Origin of the sequence: Streptomyces durmitorensis, assembly GCF_023498005.1 — a bacterium.
GTDB lineage: Bacteria > Actinomycetota > Actinomycetes > Streptomycetales > Streptomycetaceae > Streptomyces > Streptomyces durmitorensis.
On record NZ_CP097289.1, the window covers coordinates 6,355,337 to 6,378,116 of the forward strand.

The window sequence follows — 22,780 nt, forward strand, 5'->3', positions numbered from 1 at the left end:
CCCCGCCCCCAGGACGGACCAGTCCCGCCCTGCACCGCCCCGGCCCCGCCCCGGCCCGTAGCGGTCCCGTCGCGTGGGGCATATCGTACGGACCCAAACGAAAGAAAAAGCGGAGCCGTCCGTCGCCGAAGGAGTCAGGCCATGACCGGAGTTCAAGGATTCTTCCCGCCCAGGACCGCGACGGGCCGCTCCTCCCTCATCCCGGCCCCGCCCTGGCACTACTCGGGCGACCTGCTCACCGTCGAGTACCGCACCGACCCCGCCCGCGTCCGCGAACTCCTCCCCGCCCCGCTCGACCTGGCGGCGGACGACCCCGGCGCCGTCGCCCTCATCTGGGCCGACTGGCAGTCCTGCTCGGGCGGCAAGGCCGAGCTGCTCGATCCTGTCCGGGCCCAGTACAAGGAGTGCTTCGCCGTCGTGCGCTGCGGTCACCGTGGCCGTACCTACTCGCGCTGCGTCTACATCTGGGTCGACAAGGACTTCGCCATCGCCCGCGGCATCCACCAGGGCTATCCGAAGAAGCTCGGGTCCATCCACATGACCCGGCCGCACCCCTACGGCCCCGCGCCCCGCATCGCGCAGGGCGCCGCCTTCGGGGCCACGCTCGCCGCCGCCGACCGCCGCATCGCCCAGGCCGTGGTGACCCTGCGCGAACCCTCCGAGACGAACGGCTTCGTCAACGCCCATCCCATGGCCCATCATCGTCAACTCCCCTCCATCGAGGGCAAGGGCCTGGCTCTCGACGAGCTCGTCGCGTCCGGTGCCGCCTCCTTCGAGGGGGGCCAGGCCTGGTCGGGCGAGGCCGACCTCGACCTCTTCGACGCGCCCACGGAAGAGCTGGCCGCGCTGACGATCGAGGAGCCGATCGGCGCGTACTACCGCCAGGTGGGCGTGACGTGGAATGGTGGGACCCTTCTGGAGACGGGCCTGTAGGGGCGGGGCGCGCAGGGGCATCGCGCAGGGGCATCGCGCAGGAGCGTCGCGCGGGGGGCGGCGGCTAGCTCCCCGCCGCCGATCCGATCCCCGCATGGACCTCCGGCCGAGCCCTCCGCAGCCAAAGCCCCCACACCACACCCGCCGCAGCCGCGATGAGGATGAGGCAAGGCAGCGCCCACCGCAGCGGATTGCCCTCCGAAACCCCCAACTGAACGCTGAAGTTGGTCAGCGCCAGCCAGAAGAAGACCGCGAGCGCGACGCCCGAGAGCAGCGGCGCGATCAGCCGGTGCCACACAGACTCGACCGCCTCCTCGTCCATCTCACCGCGCCGCGCGAAGTAGGCGATGACCGACGCCGACGTGGCGAGCAGAAGCAGGATCACGCCGAGTGCGCCGAGGTTGGTCAGCCACGTGAAGACGTCCATCACCGGATCGCGCCCCGCCAGCGCGAACACCCCGATGACGACGACGCTAACCACCGTCTGGAGCAGCGAGCCCCGATACGGCGACCCGTACCGCGGGTGGAGCGCCCCGAGTCCGCGCGGCAGTACACCCTCCCGGCCCAGCGAACGGACGTACCGCGCAACGGCGTTGTGGAAGGAGAGCAGCGCCGCCAGCAGGCTGGTGATGAGGAAGAGCTGGGCGAAGTCGGAGAAGGCGGTCCCCAGGCCGCTGCTCCGGTCACTGAGGAAGAACAGCATCTCCGGTCCCTGCTCGGCGGCGACCCGCGTGGCCCGCCCCGTCCCGGCCCCGCTGATCATCGCCCACGCGGTGACAGCGTAGAAGACACCGATGAGCCCGACGGCGATGTAGGTGGCGCGCGCCACGGTACGGCGAGGATCCCGGCACTCCTCGCTGTAGAGCGCCGCCGACTCGAAGCCCATGTACGCGGCGAACACGCAGCACAGCGCGACCCCGAGCGAGCCGTCCGTGGCGGCGCCCCAGGTGAGGGGCGTGGTGGAGATGCCCTGCGGGGCGTCGGCGAACTGGCCGATGTCGAAGACGAATACGGTGCCGAATTCCAGCACGAGCAGCACGGCGAGCACCTTCACGCCCAGGTCCACGCGCAGATGGCCGAGCACGCCCACGACGGCCGTGCACGCGAACACGAGCGCCCACCAGGGGATGTCGGCACCGGTCTTGGATTCGATGAACTGCGCGGTCGTCGCCCCGAAGAGCCCGGCGATGCCGATCTGCATGGCGTTGTACGCGAGCAGCGCGACGAAGGCCGCACCGACACCGGCCGTGCGGCCGAGCCCCTGCGCGGTGTACGCGTAGAACGCCCCGGCCCCCGTGATGTGCCGGCTCATCGCCGCGTACCCCGCGCTGAAGAGGGCGAGGACGACGCCGACGAGGAGGTAGAGGAGGGGTATGCCGAGGATTCCCGTGACGCCGAGGGACTGCGGTATGCCACCGGCGGCCACGGTCAGCGGGGCCGATGCCGCGACGACGAAGAAGACGATGCCGGTGACGCCGATGCGGCGCTCGGGCGCGGCGGCGGAGGAGAGGTGCGCCACGGGAGAGGCAGTGGGAGTGGGAGCGGGCGTGGGCGTGCCGGGGTGGTCGATGGTCATGCCGGGACTCCGGAGAGGGAGGGCGTATCCACTGGAAACGCGTTATCGTTTGAGCCCGTACGAAATTCGAGTGGCGCTGATGGTACGGACGCGTATGCGCCCCGGCAAGGTCTTGGGAGACTGGACCCGCCGACCGGAACCACAGGAACGACGGCCGGACACACGAGAACGAGGGGACATGTACGTGACGGGCTACCGCTCCATCCGCGAGACCGAGAAGGCGGTCCGGGCCAAGCTCGGCGGCACCCCCGTCAAGTACGAGCAGATGGCCGCCGTCTCGAACATCTACCGCGCGGCGTCCGCCGTCCGGCAGCACTTCGAGAACTCCGTGCTGCGCGGGGCCGAGCTGACGTGGACGTCGTTCGTGGTCCTCTACGTGGTCTGGATCTGGGGAGAGATGGAGACGCGGTACGTCGCCGAGGAGGCGGGCATCTCCAAGGGCACGCTGACCGGGGTCGCCCGGACGCTGGCGGGCCGGGGCCTGCTGGAGCGGCGCGGCCACCCGGACGACGGGCGGCTCGCGCTGCTGCGTCTGACGGGGGAGGGGGAGCGGCTGATGGAGAAGGTGTTCCCCGCCTTCAACGCGGAGGAGGCGTTCGTCGCCGACGGCCTGACGGACGAGGAGTGCCGGACGCTGGCCGATCTCCTGCGGAAGATCGTGGTGCAGACGGAGGAGAAGGGTGAGGAGCGGAGGGTCGAGCTGCTGGACGGCGCCGAGCCTGCTCCTCGCCGGAGTGGCAGGCGGGCCAAGGGCTGAGAGGGGCGAGCCGGAGCCTTGAGCGCCGTTGGTCACCGGCTTCGCCGAGTGCTTCGCCGAGTGCGTCGCCGGACCAGCTGAACTCCATCGGCTGCGTCGCCCGAACCAGCCGCCCGAACCAGCCCCCCGAACAGCCCCTGCTGCCCCGCATCCGAGCCGGCCGTGTCCTCCGGATGCCACTGCACGGCCGCGAACCACCCACCCCCACCCGGCAGTTCAAGCGCCTCCACCGTTCCGTCGTCCTCCGCCCACCCGGTGGCCACGAGCCCCCGCCCGAGCCTCTCCACGCACTGGTGGTGGAAGCAGGAGACGGACGTCGACTGGGCGCCCAGCGCGCGGGCCACCACGGAGCCGGGGTCCACCCGCACCCGGTGCACCTTGTGACGATGCTCCGACTCCGGACCGCCCATGTCCTGCCGAAGCGACCCGCCCAGCGCGACGTTCACCACCTGTAGCCCCCGGCACACCGCGAGCACCGGCAGTCCCTGTCCCACGGCGCACCGCGCGAGGGCGAGGTCGAACGCGTCCTGGGCGTCATCCACGTCGTACACGGATCCGTGCACCTCGGAGCCGTTCCCCGCGTACCGCCAGGGCGCCAGGTCACCGCCCCCGGGCAGCAGCAGCCCGTCGCACCGCGCCAGCCGCGCCGCGGCCTCGTCGGCCGGGCCCGGCAGCATCATGAACGGCTCTCCGCCCGCGCGGAACACCGCCTCCGCCAGCGCACGGGCCGTCACCACGGCCTCGTACCGAAGAGCGGAGGTCGCCGCCGAGTACCGCTGCGGCAAGGCGATCAACGGCCGACGGGTCCCCGAGTCGTCCGCGTGATGACTGCTGGTGGCCAGGGCGTCGTCCGGCATGGATGCCTCCTGGGGTGCCGCCGGGCGTCTCGCGAACGACGGTGCTCAAGATTTTGTTTGAGTTCAAACGGTAGCCGAACGAGGCGGTCCCATCGAGGGGTTGACCCCACTGCCTCGCCGCTCATAATATTGTTTGGGTTCAAACGAACTGGAGGAAGTCATGGCTCCCCCCGCCCCCGCGCCACCGTCGCACCCCCCGCACACCGCGACCGTCGCCGGTGTCCCCGTCGACACCCGGCACTGGATCGGCGGAGAGCGCATCGCCTCCGCCGCTTCCCCCGCGTCGGCGACCGCCGCCACCTTCACCGACCACTCACCCCTCGACGGAGCCCCGCTCGCCGAGATCGCCCGCGGCGGCGCCGCGGAGGCGCGGGCGGCCGTGGCCGCGGCCCGCGCGGCCTTTCCCGCCTGGGCCGCCACCCCGCCCGCCGAGCGCGCCAGGCTCCTGCACGCCGTCGCCGACGGGGTCGAGGCCCGCATCGAGGACCTCGCCGCCGTCGAGACCGCCGACAACGGCGCACTCCTGCGCTCCCACCGCCGCGGCGTCATGCCCCGCGTCGCCCACAACCTCCGCTACTTCGCCGACCGCCTCCTCGCCCTGGCCCACGACGACTTCGAGACCCGGGGCCACACGAACCACGTGACCTGGGACCCGGCGGGGCCTGCCGTGCTCATCACGCCGTGGAACGCGCCCCTGATGCTGGCCAGTTGGAAGATCGCACCCGCCCTTGCCGCCGGGAGCACCGTCGTCCTCAAGCCCGCCGAGTGGACCCCGCTGACCGCGTCGCTCTTCGCGGACATCGCGCACGAGGCGGGGCTTCCCGCCGGGGTCCTCAACGTGGTGCAGGGGTACGGGGCGGAGGTGGGCGAGCCGCTCGTCGCCGATCCCGACGTGCGGCGGATCAGCTTCACCGGGTCCGTGCCCACCGCGCGGCGGATCGCCGCGACCGCGGGCGCGCACCTCGTGCCGTGCAGCTTCGAGCTGGGCGGCAAGTCCCCGCTGCTCGTCTTCGCGGACGCCGACCTGGAGCTTGCGGCCGACCTCGCCGTCGAGCAGTTCGACAACGCGGGGCAGGTCTGCCTGGCCGCCACCCGGATCCTGGTCGAGGAGTCGGCGCGGGAGGCCTTCCTCGGTCACTTTCTCGACCGGGTGGCGAAGTTGACCCAGGGAGATCCGCGCGACGAAGCCACCGACATCGGGCCCAACATCCACCCCCGGCACGTCGAGCGCGTCGACGGATTCGTGCGGCGCGCCCTGGACGCGGGCGCCACGGCGATCACCGGCGGCGGCCGCAACACCGGACTCGCCGGACTCGCGGGACTCGGCGGGCTCGGTGGGCTCGGTGGGCTCGGTGGGAACTACTACCTCCCCACCCTCCTCACCGACGTCGCCCAGGACTCCGAGATCGTGCAGGAAGAGGTCTTCGGGCCCGTCCTCACCCTCCAGACCTTCCCCGACGGCGACGAGGACGAGGCCGTGCGCCTCGCCAACGACACCCGCTTCGGCCTCGCCGCGACCCTCGCCACCGGCGACCGCGAGCGCGCCGACCGGGTCACCGCACGGCTCGTCGCCGGCACGGTCTGGGTCAACTGCTTCTTCGTACGCGACCTTTCGGCGCCCTTCGGCGGCTCCCGCGCGTCGGGCATCGGGCGCGAGGGCGGCGACTGGTCCTTCGACTTCTACTGCGACCTGAAGAACACCGTGACCGCGCCGAAGGGATGGGCCCGCCATGGGTGAGATCGTCGGGGCGGGACTCCTCGCCCACGTGCCCACCATCGTGCTGCCCGAAGAGACCCGCAAAGAGCTCAACGAAGGCCGCGAGATCAGCCTGGTGCCCGGGCTGCGGCGGCTGCGCGAGGAGATCTTCGAGACGCTCGACCACGACACCGTCGTCGTCCTCGACTCGCACTGGGCCACCACGGTCGAGTTCGTCGTCTCCGCGCACGCGCGCCGCGCCGGGCTCTTCACCTCGGAGGAGCTGCCGCGCGGCATGTGCCGGATGCCGTACGACTACCCCGGCGACCCCGAACTCGCCTCCGCCATCGCACAGTTCGGCGATCGGCACGGCACATGGATCACTCCGATCGACGACCCGTACCTGCCGGTCCACTACGCCACGATCAACCTCTGGAAGTACCTGGGCGAAGGCCTCCCGGACAAGAAGTGGCTCTCGATCGGCGTCTGCCAGACCGGCGACACCGAGGACCACCTGCGGCTCGGCCGCGCGCTCGCCGACGGGATCGCCGCGTTGCCCGACCGCAAGGTCGTCCTCGTCGCGTCCGGCGCGCTCTCGCACACCTTCTGGCCGCTGCGGCAGCTGCGTGCCCACGAGTCGAGCGAGCCGTCCCACATCCGTACGCCCGAGGCGCGGGCCGCGGACGAGGAGTGCGTCGAGCGGCTCGAACGCGGAGAGCACGCCGAAGTCCTGCGCACGATGCCGGAGTTCCTCACCCACAAGCCCGAGGCCCGCTTCGGCCACTATCTGATGATGATCGGTGCTCTCGGAGAAGAGCGGTGCTCTGCGCCGGGGCGCGCCTACAGCTCGTACGAGAACTCGGTCGGCACCGGCCAGATGCACCTGTGGTTCGACCGCCCCGCCGATGGCTGGACCGCCACGCCCGACAGGAGTGAGGCCTCCCTCGCATGACATCCACCGTCGAATACCGCCGCATCCTCCTCGAAGGCGCCGCAGTCCAGGTCGTGCGGGAGGGGGACGAGCTCGTCGCCGCGGACGGACGCCGTGTGAAGGCGGCGGAGGCGAGCCATCTCCCTCCCGTACGGCCCTCCAAGGTGATCGCCGTCCACCTCAACCACCGCAGCAGAGTGGCCGAGTTCGGAGTCTCCCTGCCGCCCGCGCCCACCTACTTCCACAAGCCGGTCTCGGCGCTGAACGCGCACGGCGGTGCGGTCGTCCGCCCCGAGGGCTGCAAGTACCTCAACTACGAGGGCGAGATCGGCATCGTCATCGGCCGGACCTGCCGCAACATCGCCCCGGCCGATGCCGCCGCGTACATCGCGGGCTACACCGTCGCCAACGACTACGGCCTGCACGACTTCCGCGACACCGACGCCGGTTCGATGCTGCGGGTCAAGGGCTCCGACACGCTCTGCCCGCTGGGTCCCGGCCTCGTCACCGGGTGGGACTTCCGCGCCAAGTACCTGCGGACGTACGTCAACGGGACGCTGGTGCAGGACGGTTCGACGGACGAGATGGAGTGGGACATGCACTATCTCGTCGCCGACATCGCCCGCACGATCACCTTGGAGCCCGGCGACGTACTCCTCTCCGGAACCCCCGCGGGCTCGCGCCCCGTGCGTCCGGGAGACGTCGTCGAGGTCGAGGCCGAGGGTCTCGGCCGCCTCACGAACCACATCGTCACAGGACCGACGGCCATCCGCCCCGACATCGGCGCGCAGCCCACGGAGTCCGAGGAGGTCGTCTCGACGGCTTTCGGGGGCGACTGGGAGTTCCGTGGAGTCCGGGCACCGCGCCGCTGAGTCCCCCACTCGCCAAGGGAGTTCACATGCTCAAGGTCACCGTCGACCTGGACGTCTGCCAGGACCACGGGCAGTGCGTCTTCGCCGCGCCTGACGTCTTCACGCTCGACGACAACGGCCGTCTCGCATACGTCGCATCGCCCGACGAAGCCCTGCGGGCCGACGCGGAGGACGCCGCCGACGTCTGCCCGCTGCAGGCCATCCGGGTCGAGGGCTGACCGGGCATGGCATCAGTGGAATCGGCGGCATCGGAGGCATCGGCCGGAATCGCAGTGGTCGGCGCGTCGCTCGGCGGGCTGCGGGCGGCGGAACAGCTACGGGCGGCGGGGTGGGAGGGGCCCGTCACGGTGTACGGGGACGAGCCCCACCGCCCCTACAACCGCCCCCCGTTGTCGAAGGAGGTGCTCGCGGGCGAGGCCACCGCCGCCGCCACGGCGCTGCGTCACCGCCCCAGCATCGACGACGTCACCTGGCGGCTCGGCGCGGCGGTCGAATCCGCCGACCTGACCGCACGCACGCTGACGCTCGCCGACGGTTCGGTCCACGCGTACGAGGGCTTGGTGGCCGCCACAGGGGTGCGACCACGCAGGCTTCCGCTGCCAGGGGGTCCGCCACGGCATGTCGTACGGACGCTGGAGGACTCGGTGGCGCTGCGCGCCGAACTGGGTGACGGCGTAAGGGTGTTGGTGATCGGCGCGGGTTTCATCGGCTGCGAGGTGGCGGCCACGGCCCGCAAGGTGGGCTGCGAGGTCACGGTCGTCGCACCGGAGGCCGAGCCGATGACGCTCGCCGTGGGGGAGGAGCTGGGGCGGGCGCTGCGGCGGCGGCACGAGGCGCGGGGCGTGCGGTTCCGGATGGGGCGGCTCGTGGCGGAACTGGGCGACGAGTGCGCGGTGTTGGACGACGGGAGCGAGTGCGCCGCCGATGTCGTCGTCGAGGCGGTCGGCTCGCTGCCGAATGTGGAGTGGCTGGGGGCGAGCGAGGGGGGCACCCCAGGCCTCGGCCCGGACCTGACGGACGGCATCCTCTGCGACGCGCATCTGCGCATCGGGGGTCTGCCGCACGCGGTGGCCGTGGGGGACGTGGCACGCTTCCCGAACCCTCGGTACGGGGCGCTCGCGCGACGGGTCGAGCACTGGTCGATGCCGGCGGACTGTGCGCGGCATGCGGCGCGGGTGCTGGTGGCGGGGCTGCGGGGCGAGGCCCACGGCTTGGCGCCGTTCGCGCCGCTGCCGTCCTTCTGGAGCGATCAGTTCGATCTGCGGGTGCAGTCGTTCGGGCTGCCGGGGGTGGGGGACCGGGCGGAGCTGTTGGAGGGGGATGCGGAGTCGGTGGAGGGGGATGTGGTGTACGGGTACTACGGGGGCGAGCGGTTGGTGGGGGTCGTCGCACTGGGAGGTTCCAAGGCCGTCGCGCTGGCCGGGCGTTACCGGGCGGATCTGATGGAGCTGCCGGACGGGCTGGACCTCAGCCCGTCGTGGGGGTCCCTCCCTGCTCTTTGAGAGCTTGGGGGAGGGTGCGGACGCACTCAGCAGGTGTAGACGGGGCTCGGAGCTCCGGAGCCCCGGAGCCCCGGAGCGCCGAACCCCGCTATCCCCCCACCGCACTCAGCAACGCCAACGGCGCCGCCGCCGACCGTGACTCCCGTACGCACGCGTGCGGGTAGGGGACGGGGCCCGGGTAGGACTCCCGTCCGTAGCCCGCGAGCACCTCCGGCAGGCGGTCGCCGCCCCGTGACGCCGCCGCGACCAGGCCCCTCGCCACCGCCCGCGCCTCGTCGTGCAGGCCGTAGCGTGCGAGGCCCAGGGTGATCAGGGCGTTGTCGTGCGGCCACACCGACCCCCGGTGGTAGGAGAGCGGGTGGTACGCGGGCTGGCCCGCGGCCAGGGTGCGGACTCCCCAGCCCGAGAAGAAGTCCGGTTCCAGGAGGCGGCGGCCCACCGTCTCCCCGTACTCCTTGTCCAGGAGCCCGGACCACAGCAGGTGCCCCGCGTCCGAGGCGAGCGCGTCGACCTGGTGGCCGTTGCCGTCCAGGGCCAGCGCGGGGAAGCCCCGTGACGGCATCCAGAAGTCGCGCTGGAAGCGGTCCCGCAGGTCGGCCGCCGCCTGCGTCAGGAGGTCGGCGTACACCGTGTCGCCCCAGACCGTGCGCGCCAGCCACGCCGTACGGCCAAGGGCGTCGTACGCGTAGCCCTGCGCGCCCGCCGCCATCACGGGGCCCGTGGCGCGGCTGCCGTCGGCGGAGCAGATCGCGCCGGGGGAGTCCTTCCAGTTCTGGTTGGCGAGGCCGCCCTCGTCCGCGCGGTAGACGAGATAGCCGCGCGAGGTGAGGCCGCCGTGGTCGAGGATCCAGCCGACAGCGGCCCGCGCGTGCGGCTCCAGGCGGCGGGCCAGGGCCGTGTCGCCGGTCTGCTCCGTGTACGCGCCGAGCAGCACGAGGAAGAGCGGGGTCGCGTCGACCGAGCCGTAGTAGCGCCCGTACGGCACCTGCTCGAAGTGGGCGAGCTCCCCGTGCCGCACCTCGTGCACGATCTTGCCCGGCTGGGCGACCGCCCCTTCGGTGGCCTCCGTCGCCTGGGCGGCGGCGAGTGCGGGCAGCGTCGCCGCTGCCAGGCGCGGCAGATAGGGCAGGGCGAAGAGCGAGGTCAGGAGGGCGTCGCGGCCCAGGAGCGTCACGAACCAGGGGACGCCCGCCGCGGGGACGCTCAGCGTCTCGCCGTCAGGACCGGTCGCGGGCACCTGGAGCACGGCGAGGTCCGCCAGGCCCCGCTCGCACGCCGCCGCGAGCTCGGGCCAGCCGCCGGGGATCTCGATGCCCGATGCGAACTCGCTCTCCAGGGCGGCCAGTTGCTCGGCTGCTTCCGCCGGGCCCGCAGGGACTCGTGGCTCCGGCGCGCCGTGCGGGTGCGCCGCGACACGCAGTGCCACCTCCGCCGTGCCGTGCGCGTCGAGGTCGAGGGTCCAGACGAGCCGCCGCGCCCCTGTCCCGGTCTCCTCGACCGCGTCCGGGGCGGGCTCGGCGGTCACGGTCGTGCGGGAGCACCACTCGCGGCGCCGGTAGGCGAACTCGATGCCCCGGATCTCCTCGCCCTCACCGCCGCCGATGACCTTGCGCGACCTGACGGCGCCCGTCTTCGCGTACGTACGGTGGTCGGAGCGCAGCTCGAACTGGTCGGTGAAGTCGGCGTCCACGGTCAGCGCGATGAGCACGGTCGTCGGCACCACGCGATTGCACGTGACGCGCAGCGACTCCACGAACGCGCCTTCTGCGACGGCCTGTTCGCGGAAGATCGTGCAGGAGGCCGGCTCCTGCCTGCCGCCGCGCGGGACGAGGACGCACCGGGCCACGCCCGCGTCCGCGTCGGCGTCCGACACCGGCGCGAGGATCTCCGGCACTGCCCCGTCGACCGTCAGCTGCCAGCGGCTCAGGTGCCGTGCGTCGCGCACGAACAGGCCGTCCGGGGCCGTGCCGCCGCGCACCCCGCTGATGTCGCCGCCCGAGCCGATCGCCGCGAACGTGCCGCCCCGCACCAGTGGTTGACGCCGATCAGACATCCCTGAACCCCTCCCTCTTCACCGCCACGGAAGCCACGTCAGCGGACCTCCCGTGCGGCTCCTCGTCACGCCCGGCGGGATCGTCGAGCAGCAGATCCAGGGCGAGCGCGGCGCTCCAGCCGAAGCCGCGCGCACCGCAGCCCCGCCCTGTGTACGGGTCCACGTACTCCGCGAACCCGGACTCACCGGCCACGTCGAGCAGCGCTCGGCGCAGACCGTCCGCCCGCGCGCGCTCGCCGTGCAGCCGAAGTCCCCGCTCCAGCAGCCAGTTGGTGTTGAACCACGCGGGCCCGCGCCAGTACCGGCGCGGGTCGAAGGCGCTGCCCGTGAGGTCGTAGCTCGGCACGAGCCGGGCGGGGCCGCCGAGGCCGAAGTGCGGTCCGCACGCGGTCCGTACGAGTGCGGTGGCGACGCGGTGTGGCAGTGCGGGCAGGATCAGTGGGACGAGGCCGCCGACCCCGCGCTCCGGCACCAGCTCCCCGTCTCCGTGCCCGGACCGCAGGTCACGGCTGAAGAAGAGCCCCTCCGCCGGGTCCCACAGGCGCTCCACGAGGGTCCACGTCAGCGCCTGCGCTCGGGCCTCCCGCGCGCTGGACGCCTCGTGCAGGCCCAACTCGGCCTCGATACGGGCCAGTGCGTACTCGGAGGAGATCAGGAGCGCGTTGAAGGAGGGGTCCTCGACGGCGAACTCGCCCGCCCCGTCGGCGTACCGACGATCCCGGTAGGCGGCGGCGAGGCGCACATATCTGCCGTAGTCGAGATCGGTAGGCCGATCCTCCGGGGCGCCGTGGTCCAGGTCGGCGCGGCGGTACGCGGCCGGGTCCGTCGGCGTCACGCGGCTCAACGGGGCGTCCCAGCAAGGGCTGTTGTCCATGCCCTGCTCCCAGGGGTGGACGACGGAGGCGAGTCCCGCGCCGCCCGCGTCCCTGCGGTCAAGGAGATAGCGGTGCCAGGCGGCGAGCCGCGGGTGGGCGCGGGCCAGGAACGAACGGGCGCGGGAGAGGCCGGGGTCGGCGCGGTGGACCAGCCAGACGGCGAGCGCGTGGACCGGCGGCTGCACGATGCCGGAGGTCTGCACGGCACCGGGTGCACCGGCCGCACGGCCTGCCGTGGTGGAGCGCCAGAAGTCGGGGCTGGGAAAGTAGGCGTCCAGGGGGACGGCAGGGTTGAACACGATGTGCGGGACGCGGCCGTCGCCCCACTGGGCACGGAAGAGCGTCTCCAGCTCCAACTGCGCCCGTAAGGGGGAGAGATGACGCAGCCCGATCGCGATGAACGCCGAGTCCCAGGACCACTGGTGCGGATAGAGCTGCCGGGAAGGGACCGTCGACGTGCCCGTCCAGTTGGCCCGCAGGGCCTCGGCGGCACGCTCGCGCAGCGAGGTCGTGACGCGGCGGGCGGTCAGCTGGGCCGTACGGCCCACGTTCGTGCGGTCCACGCGGTTCTCCCCGAGGGCCTCGACGCCCTGTCAGTTCGGTGCTATCCACCTTAGGGTTACGCCTACTTAACACGCAAAACTCAATATGTAACGTGGAGTTGATGAGCGCAAGGGGAGAGTGGATGCCGGACGGACTGGATCGTGACGAGCAGGCGACGGGCGGGCGCGTGGGCGGTCAGCACGCCGGTGCAGGCGACCTGCTCCACCTGGTGCGCAGCGGGCGGGCCACCACGCGCGGCGCCCTGCAACAGGCCACCGGTCTCTCCCGCGCCACGGTCGGCCAGCGCCTCGACCGGCTCTTCCGCGCGGGCTGGCTGCGGGAGGGTGCGGGAGGCGCCCCTGACAGGGCGGGCTCACCGCTCGGCGGGCGCCCGGCCGTCCGTCTGGAGTTCGACGACGCCCACGCGGTCGTCCTCGCCGCCGACCTGGAGACCCGGCATGCCCGCACCGCCCTGCTCGGCCTCACCGGCGAGATCGTCGCCGAGCACGCGGGCCCCCTGGCGATCGAGGAGGGCCCGGACGCGGTCCTCGGCGAACTGGGCGTCCGCTTCGCCGAGCTGCTGGGCAAGGCCGACCGCGCCCCCGAGTCGGTCTGCGGCATCGGGCTCGCGGTGCCGGGCCCCGTGGACAGCGAGACGGGCCGCGTCGTCCAGCCGCCGATCATGCCGGGCTGGGACGGCTACGACATAAGAGGCCGCCTGCGCCGCGCCTTCGCCGAGCGGACGGGCGGCCCCGCGGGCATCCCGGTCCTGGTGGACAACGACGCGAACCTCATGGCGTACGGCGAACAGCGCGCCGCGTATCCCCAGTGCTCGGCCTTCGCCCTGGTCAAGGTCTCCACCGGCATCGGCGCGGGCGTCGTGGTCGACGGCGCGGTCTACCGCGGCATCGACGGCGGCGCAGGGGACATCGGCCACATCAGGGTGCCGGAGGGCGCGGAGGCCCTGTGCAAGTGCGGTTCCTACGGCTGTCTCGCCGCCGTGGCCAGCGGCCGTGCGGTGGCCCGCCGGCTGACGGACGCGGGCGTCCCCGCGGCGTCGGGGGCGGATGTGCGGCGGCTCCTGGAGGCGGGGAACCCCGATGCGACGGGCTTCGCGCGCGAGGCGGGGCGGCACGTCGGCGAGGTCCTCGCCACCGTCGTCACGCTCCTGAATCCGGGCGTTCTCATGATCGCCGGAGATCTGGCCGGAACACCTTTCCTGACCGGGGTGCGCGAACTGCTCTATCAGCGGGCCCTGCCCCGCTCCACCGCTCATCTGGAGGTCGTCACCTCGCGGCTCGGCGAGCGCGCGGCCCTCATAGGTGCGGGAACACTCGTGGTGGAGCACTTGTACGCGCCCAGGCGGGCGGAGGAGCGGCTCGCCGCGCTCGGCGTGTGACGGGCGTGCGACCGTCTCGTTGCGCGTCCGGATACTGACATCCGGCCGCTTCAAACGGCGTGATTCTCGCCACCCCTGATAGGGGTTGCGCTCAGATGAGCGGATCGAGGGCGACTGCACTTCTCCAAGGGGTGGCACTCAGTGCCACTGCTCGATCATTCATGAGGTGAACTCACATCTGAGTATGGGCCGCTCATTCGAGCGAATCACCGGGTCTACGGGGGTTGCGTCTTCAAGAGTTGAACGAATGGCCTCGCGTCGAGCTACCACCGAGTTACTTTCGATCTACTGGCGGACGGGTGGTTACAGCCGTATGACGCACAAGTGGACGTACCCAGGCGCCTTCGATCTGGGTATGTTCCTCGCCGTCAGGGCAGCCACCGAGTCCTCGAGGAGTCGAGACCCGTGTCGGAAAACAAAGATCCCCACGTAGCGCAGAGCGATGCGGCCGTGAAGTTCGTCTACGACTTCACCGAGGGCAACAGGGACCTCAAGGACCTTCTCGGTGGGAAGGGCGCGAACCTCGCCGAGATGACCAACCTCGGGCTGCCCGTCCCTCCGGGCTTCACGATCACCACAGAGGCCTGCAAGACCTACCTCGCCAGCGGCGAGGAGCCGGTCGAGCTGCGCGACGAGGTCAGTGCGCACCTCGACGCCCTCGAGCAGAAGATGGGCAAGAAGCTCGGTCAGGCCAATGACCCGCTGCTCGTCTCGGTCCGCTCGGGCGCCAAGTTCTCGATGCCCGGGATGATGGACACCGTCCTGAACATCGGGCTCTCCGACAAGTCGGTGACGGGCCTGGCCAAGCAGTCCGGCGACGACCGCTTCGCGTGGGACTCCTACCGCCGCCTCATCCAGATGTTCGGCAAGACCGTCATGGACGTCGACGGCGAGCTCTTCGAGGACGCCCTGGAGGCCGCCAAGGCCGCCAAGAAGGTCACGGTCGACACCGACCTGGAGGCCGCGGACCTGAAGAAGCTGGTCACCAAGTTCAAGAAGATCGTCAAGACCGAGGCCGGGCGCGACTTCCCGCAGGACCCGCGCGAGCAGATGGACCTCGCGATCCGCTCGGTCTTCGAGTCCTGGAACACCGACCGCGCCAAGCTCTACCGCCGCCAGGAGCGCATCCCCGGCGACCTGGGCACCGCGGTCAACATCTGCTCCATGGTCTTCGGCAACCTCGGCCCGGACTCCGGCACGGGCGTCGCGTTCACCCGCGACCCGGCCAGCGGCCACCAGGGCGTGTACGGCGACTACCTGACGAACGCGCAGGGCGAGGACGTGGTGGCGGGCATCCGCAACACCGTCGCGCTCGCCGATCTTGAGCAGATCGACAAGAAGTCGTACGACCAGCTCATGCAGATCATGGAGACCCTCGAAACGCACTACAAGGACCTGTGCGACATCGAGTTCACCATCGAGCGCGGCCAGCTGTGGATGCTCCAGACCCGCGTCGGCAAGCGCACCGCCGGTGCCGCCTTCCGCATCGCGACGCAGCTCGTCGACCAGGGCCTGATCGACGAGGCCGAGGCGCTCCAGCGCGTCAACGGCGCCCAGCTCGCCCAGCTGATGTTCCCGCGCTTCGACGAGGACGCGAAGGTGACGCAGCTCGGCCGCGGCATCGCCGCGTCACCCGGTGCCGCGGTCGGCAAGGCGGTCTTCGACTCGTACACCGCCATCAAGTGGTCGCGTTCCGGCGAGAAGGTCATCCTCATCCGCCGTGAGACCAACCCCGACGACCTCGACGGCATGATCGCCTGCGAGGGCATCCTCACCTCCCGCGGCGGCAAGACCTCGCACGCCGCCGTCGTCGCCCGCGGCATGGGCAAGACCTGTGTCTGCGGCGCCGAGGACCTGGAGGTCGACACCAAGCGGCGCCGCATGACCGTGGGCGGCACCGTCGTCGAGGAGGGCGACGTCGTCTCCATCGACGGCTCGACGGGCAAGGTCTACCTGGGCGAGGTGCCCGTGGTCCCCTCGCCGGTCGTCGAGTACTTCGAGGGCCGGATGCACGCGGGTGCCGACGACGCCGACGAACTGGTCGGCGCCGTGCACCGGATCATGGCGTACGCGGACCGGGTACGCCGCCTGCGGGTCCGCGCCAACGCGGACAACGCGGAAGACGCACTGCGCGCCCGCCGCTTCGGCGCCCAGGGCATCGGCCTGTGCCGCACCGAGCACATGTTCCTCGGTGAGCGCCGCGAGATGGTCGAGCGCCTGATCCTCGCCGACGCGGACGAGGCACGCGAGGAGGCCCTGAAGGAGCTGCTCCCGCTCCAGAAGCGCGACTTCGTGGAGCTGTTCGAGGCCATGGACGGGCTCCCGGTGACGGTGCGTCTGCTCGACCCGCCGCTGCACGAGTTCCTCCCGGACATCACGGAGCTGTCCGTCCGGGTGGCCCTCGCCGAGTCCCGCAAGGACTCCAACGAGAACGACCTGCGCCTCCTCCAGGCCGTGCACCGCCTGCACGAGCAGAACCCGATGCTGGGCCTGCGCGGCGTACGCCTGGGCCTGGTCATCCCCGGCCTGTTCACCATGCAGGTACGGGCGATCGCCGAGGCCGCGGCCGAGCGCAAGAACGCCAAGGGCGACCCGCGCGCGGAGATCATGATTCCGCTCGTCGGCACGGTCCAGGAGCTGGAGATCGTCCGCGAGGAGGCCGAGCAGGTCATCGCCGAGGTCGAGGCGACGACCGGCGTGGCGCTGAAGCTGGCGCTCGGCACCATGATCGAGCTGCCGCGTGCCGCCCTGACGGCGGACCAGATCGCGGAGGCCGCCGAGTTCTTCTCCTTCGGCACGAACGACCTCACGCAGACGGTCTGGGGCTTCTCGCGGGACGACGTGGAGGCGAGCTTCTTCACCGCGTACCTGGAGAAGGGCATCTTCGGGGTCTCCCCCTTCGAGACCATCGACAAGGACGGCGTCGGCAAGCTGGTCAAGGACGCCGTCAAGGCCGGCCGCGCCACCCGCCCCGACCTGAAGCTCGGCGTCTGCGGCGAGCACGGCGGCGACCCGGAGTCCGTCCACTTCTTCCACGAGGTGGGCCTGGACTACGTCTCCTGCTCCCCGTTCCGGATCCCGGTGGCCCGCCTTGAGGCAGGCCGCGCGGCATCCGAGTCGGCGGGCAGCGACCACCGGTAGGCCCTCGGGCCACCGGCTGAACTCCGGGGCCGACGCCGTGTCCCCGACCCTCACCGATGCGGCATCGGCTCCGGTTCACCAAGAAGGGGCAGTTCCCTGTGCGGGGGAGCTGCCCCTTCGGTCATGGTCGGTGGAGCCTGCCGACGGCCGCTACCGGCTCATTCCGTTCTCAGCTCGCGGCTTCCTGCCCGGTTCTTCGCGATGTTGCGTGTCTTCTTGGTGCGGGCCGAATCGGCGACCACGGCGAGTACCGCCGGCGACCTCGACCACTCGGCGAGGTGGCGCTGCATCCAGTCCGTGACCCCCGCCAGCTCGGCCGGTGTCGGCACGTGACCGTCCTCGACGGACAGCTGGAGCAGCCAGTCGTCGACGCGGCGGCGGATGAACTCGCGGAACGCCTCTGTCTTGAGCCGGTCGACCTCCGGGAGCAGTTCGGCCGACCACCGCCGGAACTCGGCAGGGCCGGTCACCTTGCCCGCGATCTCGTCCACGAGGGCGACCACCGCCGTCTTGGCCCCCGACTCGTCGGGGTCGCGCAGGATCGTGGCCACGATCGCACGGTCCCGGTCGCGGCTCCGGGAGGAAGCGATCACCGAGAGGACGCGTAGGTACACGGATGTTCGGACGTGATCGTCCGCGACTGCCTCGTCGACGTCCACGTCGATGATGCCGGCCTCCGCCAGCAACTCGGCCACATCGGAATGCATGGTCATCGCTTCCTCCCTACTTGCAGGTTTCTTGCGCCCCCCGCCACCGGTGACTACTCGGCTGACAGTGGGCCTGCCTGCCGCACGGGCTCCTGTGCCGGAAATTCGTTCTCGCTCACCTGTCACATCCTCGCGCCGCGATCCGTCAACGCAGTGACTGACGTCAACGGGCCCGCGCGACAAGCGCGCAGGCCGCCCGCGATGTGGAGGAGACGACGATGGAAACACGTTCGATCACGGCGGAGATCCCGATGGTTCCGCGCATGCCCGAGGACCCCGCGGAGCTCGTCCCCGAGCTGGCGGAGGTTTCGGCGGCGCTGTTCAGGGTCACCGGCAACGGTTCGGTACCGCGCTCCACGATCAGCCTGGTCCAGCTGCGTGCCGGTCAGATCGTCGGCAGCACCTACCTGACCGTTCTGCACACGGGCTTCCTGCGCAAGGCCGGGGAGCCGGAGGAGCGGATCACGTCGGTGGCGTCCTGGCAGGATTCGCCGTACTTCACCGGTGCCGAGCGTGCCGCGCTGGCACTGGTGGAAGCCGCGCTTCAGCCGTCCGCAAGCGGCGAGAGGGTCTCCGATGAGCTGTATGCGCAGGCAGCCGCCCACTATGAGGGCAAGGCGCTCGCCACGCTGATGTTCGCGATCGGCCAGGTCAACTTCTTCATTCCCGTAGCGCTCATCGCCAAGCCGGTGCCCGGACGGTCGTTCACTGATCCGTGGGCATGAGACCGACCGCGTAAGGCGCGATCGTCCCGCTAGGGCGTGGCCGCCGGATCAGCGCAGAGGTCGAGGGTGAACGCCACCCGGTCGAGTCCGGGGCCGTCGTAGTCCGGCTGCACGGCTGAGGCCTCGAAGCCGAGCCGAGCGTGAAACGCCTGCGACGCGGCGTTCTCCGGGCTGGTGATGCAGTGCACGTAACGCCGCCCATGGGACTGGGCGAGTCCGAAGAAGGCCCGGTAGAGGGTGCGCCCGATGCCGTGGCCGTGCAGTGCCGGGTCGACGCCGACGAAGTGCACATAGGCGGTGTCGGGCAGGGTCGGCGACAGGAAGCCGACCAGGAAGGCGGCCACCTCTCCACTGTCGCGCTCGACCAGGAAACTGGTCGTGGTGAAGTGCTGGAAGTACAACCGGGGCAGAAGCAGCGCCCGTTCCGTCGACCCTGCCTTCCCTTTCAGGCCACCCCACCAAGTGTCCAGTACGGCTAGCACCCGGAGATGGTCTTCGCCTGCAAGGTGCCGAGCCGTCAGGCCGGCGGGAAGGTCATCGATCATCTGTTCAGTCTGTCAGGGGTGGCCGCGCTTGTCGTGTGTGCGTTGTGGGGCTGGAAGTCTGCTGTTCATGGGGACTACGGAGCCGCCCTTCAGTTGGGCGCGCAGCTCGTCGATCTCCTGTTGCATCGACTGCAGTCGCTGATGGGTCTCGAAGAGGTAGCGGACCTTGGTCCGCAGGGTCAGCGGGTCGATGGGCTTCAGGACGACGTCGGCCACTCCGAGCAGAAAGGCCGTGGCGGCCAACTCGCGGCTGACGTCGTACCCGGTCAGCAGGACGATCGGGATGGAACGCGTCTGGTCCAGGCCGCGCATGTAGCGCGCGACATCGAGGCCGCTGACGTCCGGCATGCGTAAGTCGAGCAGGACGAGCCCGATCTGCCCGCGCAGTATCTGCTTCAGGGCGTCGTCACCGCTGGTCGCACATGCCAGTGGGTAGTCGAGAGGGGCCAGTGCGCTCTCCAGGGCGAAGAGGGTGTCCTCATGGTCGTCGACGACGAGGATCTTGGAGTTCGACGGCATGGCTTCGTGCCCCCCTGCGTGGGTGAACCAGGCTATTCCTATGCCGAGTTGGAGAATCCGTCCAGCGTCTCGACGTCGATGTTCCGCCGCAGGTGCCTGGTGCCTGGTGCCCGTCGACCCGTCACGCTTGAGTCGTCATCCCTCCGCCGCCTTCGCGTACTCCTGTGCCATGCCGCCCGCGAAGTCGTACACGATGACCGGCTCGTCACCCACGACCCACGCGTCATGTCCGGGCGAGCACACGAACACATCGCCCGGCCCCACTTCGGACTCGGCGCCGTCGTCCATGCGGATGTGCATCCGCCCCTCGACGACATAGCCGTTGTGGTGGATCTGGCAGCTCTCGGTCCCCGCGAGCGGGGCCACGGACTCGGACCAGCGCCAGCCTGGCTCGAAGGTGCCCACGGCGAAGTCCAGCCCTGAGAGATGGACGGCCTCGAGGTGACCTCGAGGGAAATCACGTCGTTCGTCCGGCTTCTCGACCGCCTTGACCTCGATCATGACGACTTCCTCCGTCCGGGCCTTGCCCACGATCTCGGAGTCAGTAGTCGTCGCCGCGGGGTCCACGGCCGACGTCATCACCAGCCGACCCCTTCACTCCATCGTCTGCCCGTCGACCGGGGTGCGCCACTCGGGGGCCGGCGTCGGCGGTTGATTCTGTTGATTCTCTTGTGAGGTTGGGGAGTCGAGTGGTGTAGTCCACTGCCATGACGAACCTCTCCCGTCGCACTCTCATCACCGCGACAGCTGTCGCGGGAGCCGCCGTCGCCCTGCCGTTGCGCCTGCCGTCGGCCGCTCAGGCGGCTGCCCAGGAAACTGCCCATGCGGCCGCCCGCGGCAATCCCCGCCCCACCGTCATCCCCGCCCTCCAGGAGTGGGAAGGCGGCGACGGGGCGTATCGGCTCACCCAGGACTCACGTGTCGTCGTCCTGGCCCGGGATGCTGACCAACTCCTCCCTCTTGCCCGGCAGTTGAGCCGTGACATCACCGATGTCACCGGAGTGACCATCGCCCCGCCCCGCACCACCCGGCGCTCCCGGGCCGCCCAGGGCGAGATCCTGCTGCGGCTCGACCCGGCGGCCCGGCACGGCAAGGGCGGTGCGCTCTACGTTCGCGAGGGGTACGAGCTCGCCGTCACGGGCGCGTCCGTGACCGTCACCGCGCCCGCCTACAGCGGCGCCTACTACGGCACCCGCTCCCTCCTCCAGATCCTCCTCCACGACGAGCAGCGCTCCCGCGTGCCTGCCGGGACCGCCCAGGACTGGCCCAACTACCGGCTGCGCGGCTTCATGCTGGACGTCGGGCGGCGCTTCTTCACGCCCGGTTTCGTGCGGGACTACCTCCGCATCATGGGGTGGTTCAAGCTCAACGACCTCCAGCTGCACCTCAACGACAACGAGATCAAGGCCCCGGACGGCGACTGGAGCAAGGCCTACGACGCCTTCCGGCTGCGGAGCGACGCCCCCGAGTGGGCGGGGCTCGCCGCGCCCGACGGGTCGTACTCCCGTGCCGACTGGGACTCCTTCGAGGACACCGCCGCCCTGCACGCCGTCCAGCTCACCCCCGAGATCGACGCCCCGGCGCACTCGCGCTCCTTCGTGCGCTTCCGCCCCTCCCTCGGGCTCGACGGCGGCAACTCCGACCACCTCGACCTCGCCAAGCCCGAGACGACGGCCTTCATGAAGGAGGTCTTCGAGGAGTTCGTGCCGTGGTTCCGCAGCCCCGAAGTGCACTACGGGGCCGACGAGTACACCGGACCCGAGGCCCAGTACCGCGCCTACTTCAACGACATGGCCGCCCACGTGCGCTCGCTCGGCAAGCATCCGCGCGCCTGGGGGAGCCTGACCGAGATGGCCGGATCGGCCGAGGGGTACGACCGGGACGTCACCGTCCACAGCTGGAACAACGGCTGGTACGGGCCGCAGGCCGCCAAGGCCGACGGATACGAGATCGTCAACACGAACGACGGGCTGCTGTACGTCGTCCCGTTCGCCGACTACTACCACGGTCACGGGCTCGACGGCCGTTATCTGTACGACAGTTGGGAGCCGCACGTCTTCCCGGGGAAGGAGAGTCTCGCGCCCGGCGACCCCGCCCTGCGCGGCGCGATGTCCGCCGTCTGGAACGACCTCGTCCACGCCACGTACACCCAGCAGGACGTCCACGGGCTCATCGAGACGACGTACGGCACCCTCGCCCAGAAGATGTGGAGCGGCGCCGGACAGGGCCTGGCGTACGGGGAGTTCACCGCGCTGCTGCGGCGCGGCTCGCTGGGGCCCGGCCTGACGACGGTCACCCCCACCCTCGCCGAGCCCGACCAGCTCGCCTTCGGCGCCCCCGCCACCGCGTCCTCCGGCGCGCACGCCTCGTACGCGTCCGACGGCAACCCCGTCACCGCCTGGACCAGCGGCCTCGAACGGGGCGGCCCCTGGCTGCGGGTCGACCTCGGGGAGGTGCGGGACGTGGCGCGGGTGCGGCTCGACTGGGGGCGTGAGCACGGGCGTTCGTACGACATCGAGGTGTCGGAGGACGGGGCCGGGGATGCGGGCTGGCGGAAGGTCGCTTCCCGACGCGGACGCGCCCAACCCGGCTGGGACGAGCTGGAGTTCAGTGCCGCCAAGGCGCGGTTTGTGCGGGTGCGCGGGCGGGAGAGCGGGCGCGTTCGGTGGACGCTGTGGTCGGCGCAGGTCTTCGACGCCCCTGATCTGGCGCGGGGGAGGAAGGCGACGGCATCGTCCGCGGAGACCGCGTCACTGGGTCCCGAGAACGCCGTCGACGGGGATTCGGCCACGCGGTGGGCCTCGAAGTACACCGACGGCGAGTGGCTCGCCGTCGATCTGGGGGAGGTGCGCACCGTGCGGCGCGTGCTCCTCGACTGGGAGGCCGCGGCAGGGCGGGACTACGACATCCAGGTCACCGAGGACGCGGACGGCGTGTCGGGGTGGCGGACGGTCGCCGAACGCAGGGGGCGGACCACGGCCGGCGTCGACTCCGTCGTCGTCGAACCGGTGGCGGCGCGGCACGTGCGTATGTCGGGGGTGAAGCGCCAGACGACGTACGGGTATTCGCTCCACCGGTTCGAGGTGCGGGCGTAGCCGTCCTCAGACGCCGGACGGGCCGGAACGCTCCAGCAGCGACTTGAGCTCGGT

19 protein-coding genes are annotated in these 22,780 nt (G+C 71.1%); 11 read left to right on the plus strand and 8 right to left on the minus strand.

The window, feature by feature from the left end:
* Positions 1 to 141: 141 nt before the first annotated feature.
* Positions 142 to 933: an acetoacetate decarboxylase family protein gene (locus M4V62_RS28335; protein ID WP_249590027.1), complete on the plus strand. Its 792-nt coding sequence runs from the start codon at positions 142 to 144 to the stop codon at positions 931 to 933.
* A 64-nt stretch (positions 934 to 997) separates the two neighbouring features.
* Here the strand turns inward: M4V62_RS28335 and M4V62_RS28340 are convergent, their stop codons facing one another.
* Positions 998 to 2,509 (minus strand): APC family permease, encoded by a 1,512-nt coding sequence (locus M4V62_RS28340; RefSeq protein WP_249590028.1) that lies wholly within the window; start codon positions 2,507 to 2,509, stop codon positions 998 to 1,000.
* 184 nt (positions 2,510 to 2,693) lie between these two features.
* Between M4V62_RS28340 and M4V62_RS28345 the strand changes: the two genes are divergently transcribed.
* A complete protein-coding gene (locus M4V62_RS28345) occupies positions 2,694 to 3,266 on the plus strand; it encodes a MarR family winged helix-turn-helix transcriptional regulator (RefSeq protein ID WP_361057949.1) in 573 nt (190 codons plus the stop codon).
* Positions 3,267 to 3,298: 32 nt separating this feature from the next.
* Here M4V62_RS28345 and M4V62_RS28350 read toward each other — a convergent pair whose 3' ends face one another.
* Positions 3,299 to 4,123, minus strand: a complete 825-nt coding sequence (locus M4V62_RS28350; protein WP_249590030.1) for a gamma-glutamyl-gamma-aminobutyrate hydrolase family protein — start codon at positions 4,121 to 4,123, stop codon at positions 3,299 to 3,301.
* 160 nt (positions 4,124 to 4,283) lie between these two features.
* On the opposite strand from M4V62_RS28350, the gene M4V62_RS28355 reads away from it, so the two are divergent.
* The 5 genes from M4V62_RS28355 to M4V62_RS28375 are packed head-to-tail and all read left to right on the plus strand — an operon-like array spanning position 4,284 to position 9,124.
* Positions 4,284 to 5,861: an aldehyde dehydrogenase gene (locus M4V62_RS28355; RefSeq protein ID WP_249590031.1), complete on the plus strand. Its 1,578-nt coding sequence runs from the start codon at positions 4,284 to 4,286 to the stop codon at positions 5,859 to 5,861.
* The gene (locus M4V62_RS28360) at positions 5,854 to 6,771 is read left to right on the plus strand and encodes a DODA-type extradiol aromatic ring-opening family dioxygenase (protein ID WP_249590032.1); all 918 of its coding nucleotides are present in this window, start codon (positions 5,854 to 5,856) and stop codon (positions 6,769 to 6,771) included. The genes M4V62_RS28355 and M4V62_RS28360 overlap by 8 nt, the downstream gene beginning before the upstream one ends.
* Complete coding sequence (locus M4V62_RS28365; protein ID WP_249590033.1) at positions 6,768 to 7,622, plus strand: fumarylacetoacetate hydrolase family protein; 855 nt, start codon at positions 6,768 to 6,770, stop codon at positions 7,620 to 7,622. The genes M4V62_RS28360 and M4V62_RS28365 overlap by 4 nt, the downstream gene beginning before the upstream one ends.
* A 26-nt stretch (positions 7,623 to 7,648) precedes the next feature.
* A complete protein-coding gene (locus M4V62_RS28370) occupies positions 7,649 to 7,840 on the plus strand; it encodes a ferredoxin (RefSeq protein WP_249590034.1) in 192 nt (63 codons plus the stop codon).
* 6 nt (positions 7,841 to 7,846) lie between these two features.
* Positions 7,847 to 9,124, plus strand: a complete 1,278-nt coding sequence (locus M4V62_RS28375; RefSeq protein ID WP_249590035.1) for an NAD(P)/FAD-dependent oxidoreductase — start codon at positions 7,847 to 7,849, stop codon at positions 9,122 to 9,124.
* A gap of 88 nt (positions 9,125 to 9,212) precedes the next feature.
* Here M4V62_RS28375 and M4V62_RS28380 read toward each other — a convergent pair whose 3' ends face one another.
* Both M4V62_RS28380 and M4V62_RS28385 read right to left on the minus strand, forming a co-directional pair.
* Entirely contained in the window at positions 9,213 to 11,177 is a 1,965-nt protein-coding gene (locus tag M4V62_RS28380; RefSeq protein ID WP_249590036.1) for an amylo-alpha-1,6-glucosidase, read from the minus strand.
* Positions 11,170 to 12,600, minus strand: a complete 1,431-nt coding sequence (locus M4V62_RS28385) for an MGH1-like glycoside hydrolase domain-containing protein (RefSeq protein ID WP_425575087.1) — start codon at positions 12,598 to 12,600, stop codon at positions 11,170 to 11,172. Before M4V62_RS28385 ends, M4V62_RS28380 begins: the two co-directional genes overlap by 8 nt.
* 137 nt (positions 12,601 to 12,737) lie before the next feature.
* On the opposite strand from M4V62_RS28385, the gene M4V62_RS28390 reads away from it, so the two are divergent.
* Together M4V62_RS28390 and ppdK are read left to right on the plus strand one after the other, a co-directional pair.
* Positions 12,738 to 13,994 (plus strand): ROK family protein, encoded by a 1,257-nt coding sequence (locus M4V62_RS28390; protein ID WP_249593040.1) that lies wholly within the window; start codon positions 12,738 to 12,740, stop codon positions 13,992 to 13,994.
* Positions 13,995 to 14,399: 405 nt separating this feature from the next.
* The gene (gene ppdK, locus M4V62_RS28395) at positions 14,400 to 17,135 is read left to right on the plus strand and encodes a pyruvate, phosphate dikinase (RefSeq protein WP_249590037.1); all 2,736 of its coding nucleotides are present in this window, start codon (positions 14,400 to 14,402) and stop codon (positions 17,133 to 17,135) included.
* A 158-nt stretch (positions 17,136 to 17,293) separates the two neighbouring features.
* Here the strand turns inward: ppdK and M4V62_RS28400 are convergent, their stop codons facing one another.
* A complete protein-coding gene (locus tag M4V62_RS28400; protein WP_249590038.1) occupies positions 17,294 to 17,848 on the minus strand; it encodes a hypothetical protein in 555 nt (184 codons plus the stop codon).
* A 212-nt stretch (positions 17,849 to 18,060) separates the two neighbouring features.
* Between M4V62_RS28400 and M4V62_RS28405 the strand changes: the two genes are divergently transcribed.
* The gene (locus M4V62_RS28405; protein ID WP_249590039.1) at positions 18,061 to 18,567 is read left to right on the plus strand and encodes a carboxymuconolactone decarboxylase family protein; all 507 of its coding nucleotides are present in this window, start codon (positions 18,061 to 18,063) and stop codon (positions 18,565 to 18,567) included.
* Between the two features lie 29 nt (positions 18,568 to 18,596).
* Here the strand turns inward: M4V62_RS28405 and M4V62_RS28410 are convergent, their stop codons facing one another.
* The 3 genes from M4V62_RS28410 to M4V62_RS28420 all read right to left on the minus strand — a co-directional run bounded on the left by M4V62_RS28410 (position 18,597) and on the right by M4V62_RS28420 (position 20,132).
* Positions 18,597 to 19,049, minus strand: a complete 453-nt coding sequence (locus M4V62_RS28410; protein WP_249590040.1) for a GNAT family N-acetyltransferase — start codon at positions 19,047 to 19,049, stop codon at positions 18,597 to 18,599.
* Positions 19,050 to 19,124: 75 nt separating this feature from the next.
* Positions 19,125 to 19,631, minus strand: a complete 507-nt coding sequence (locus M4V62_RS28415) for a response regulator (RefSeq protein WP_249590041.1) — start codon at positions 19,629 to 19,631, stop codon at positions 19,125 to 19,127.
* Between the two features lie 135 nt (positions 19,632 to 19,766).
* On the minus strand, positions 19,767 to 20,132 hold the full coding sequence (locus tag M4V62_RS28420) for a cupin domain-containing protein (protein WP_249593041.1): 366 nt from the start codon (positions 20,130 to 20,132) through the stop codon (positions 19,767 to 19,769).
* Positions 20,133 to 20,338: 206 nt separating this feature from the next.
* Here M4V62_RS28420 and M4V62_RS43620 point away from each other — a divergent pair, with 206 nt between their 5' ends.
* Complete coding sequence (locus M4V62_RS43620) at positions 20,339 to 22,726, plus strand: glycoside hydrolase family 20 protein (RefSeq protein WP_283779114.1); 2,388 nt, start codon at positions 20,339 to 20,341, stop codon at positions 22,724 to 22,726.
* The last annotated feature ends 54 nt before the right edge of the window (positions 22,727 to 22,780 follow it).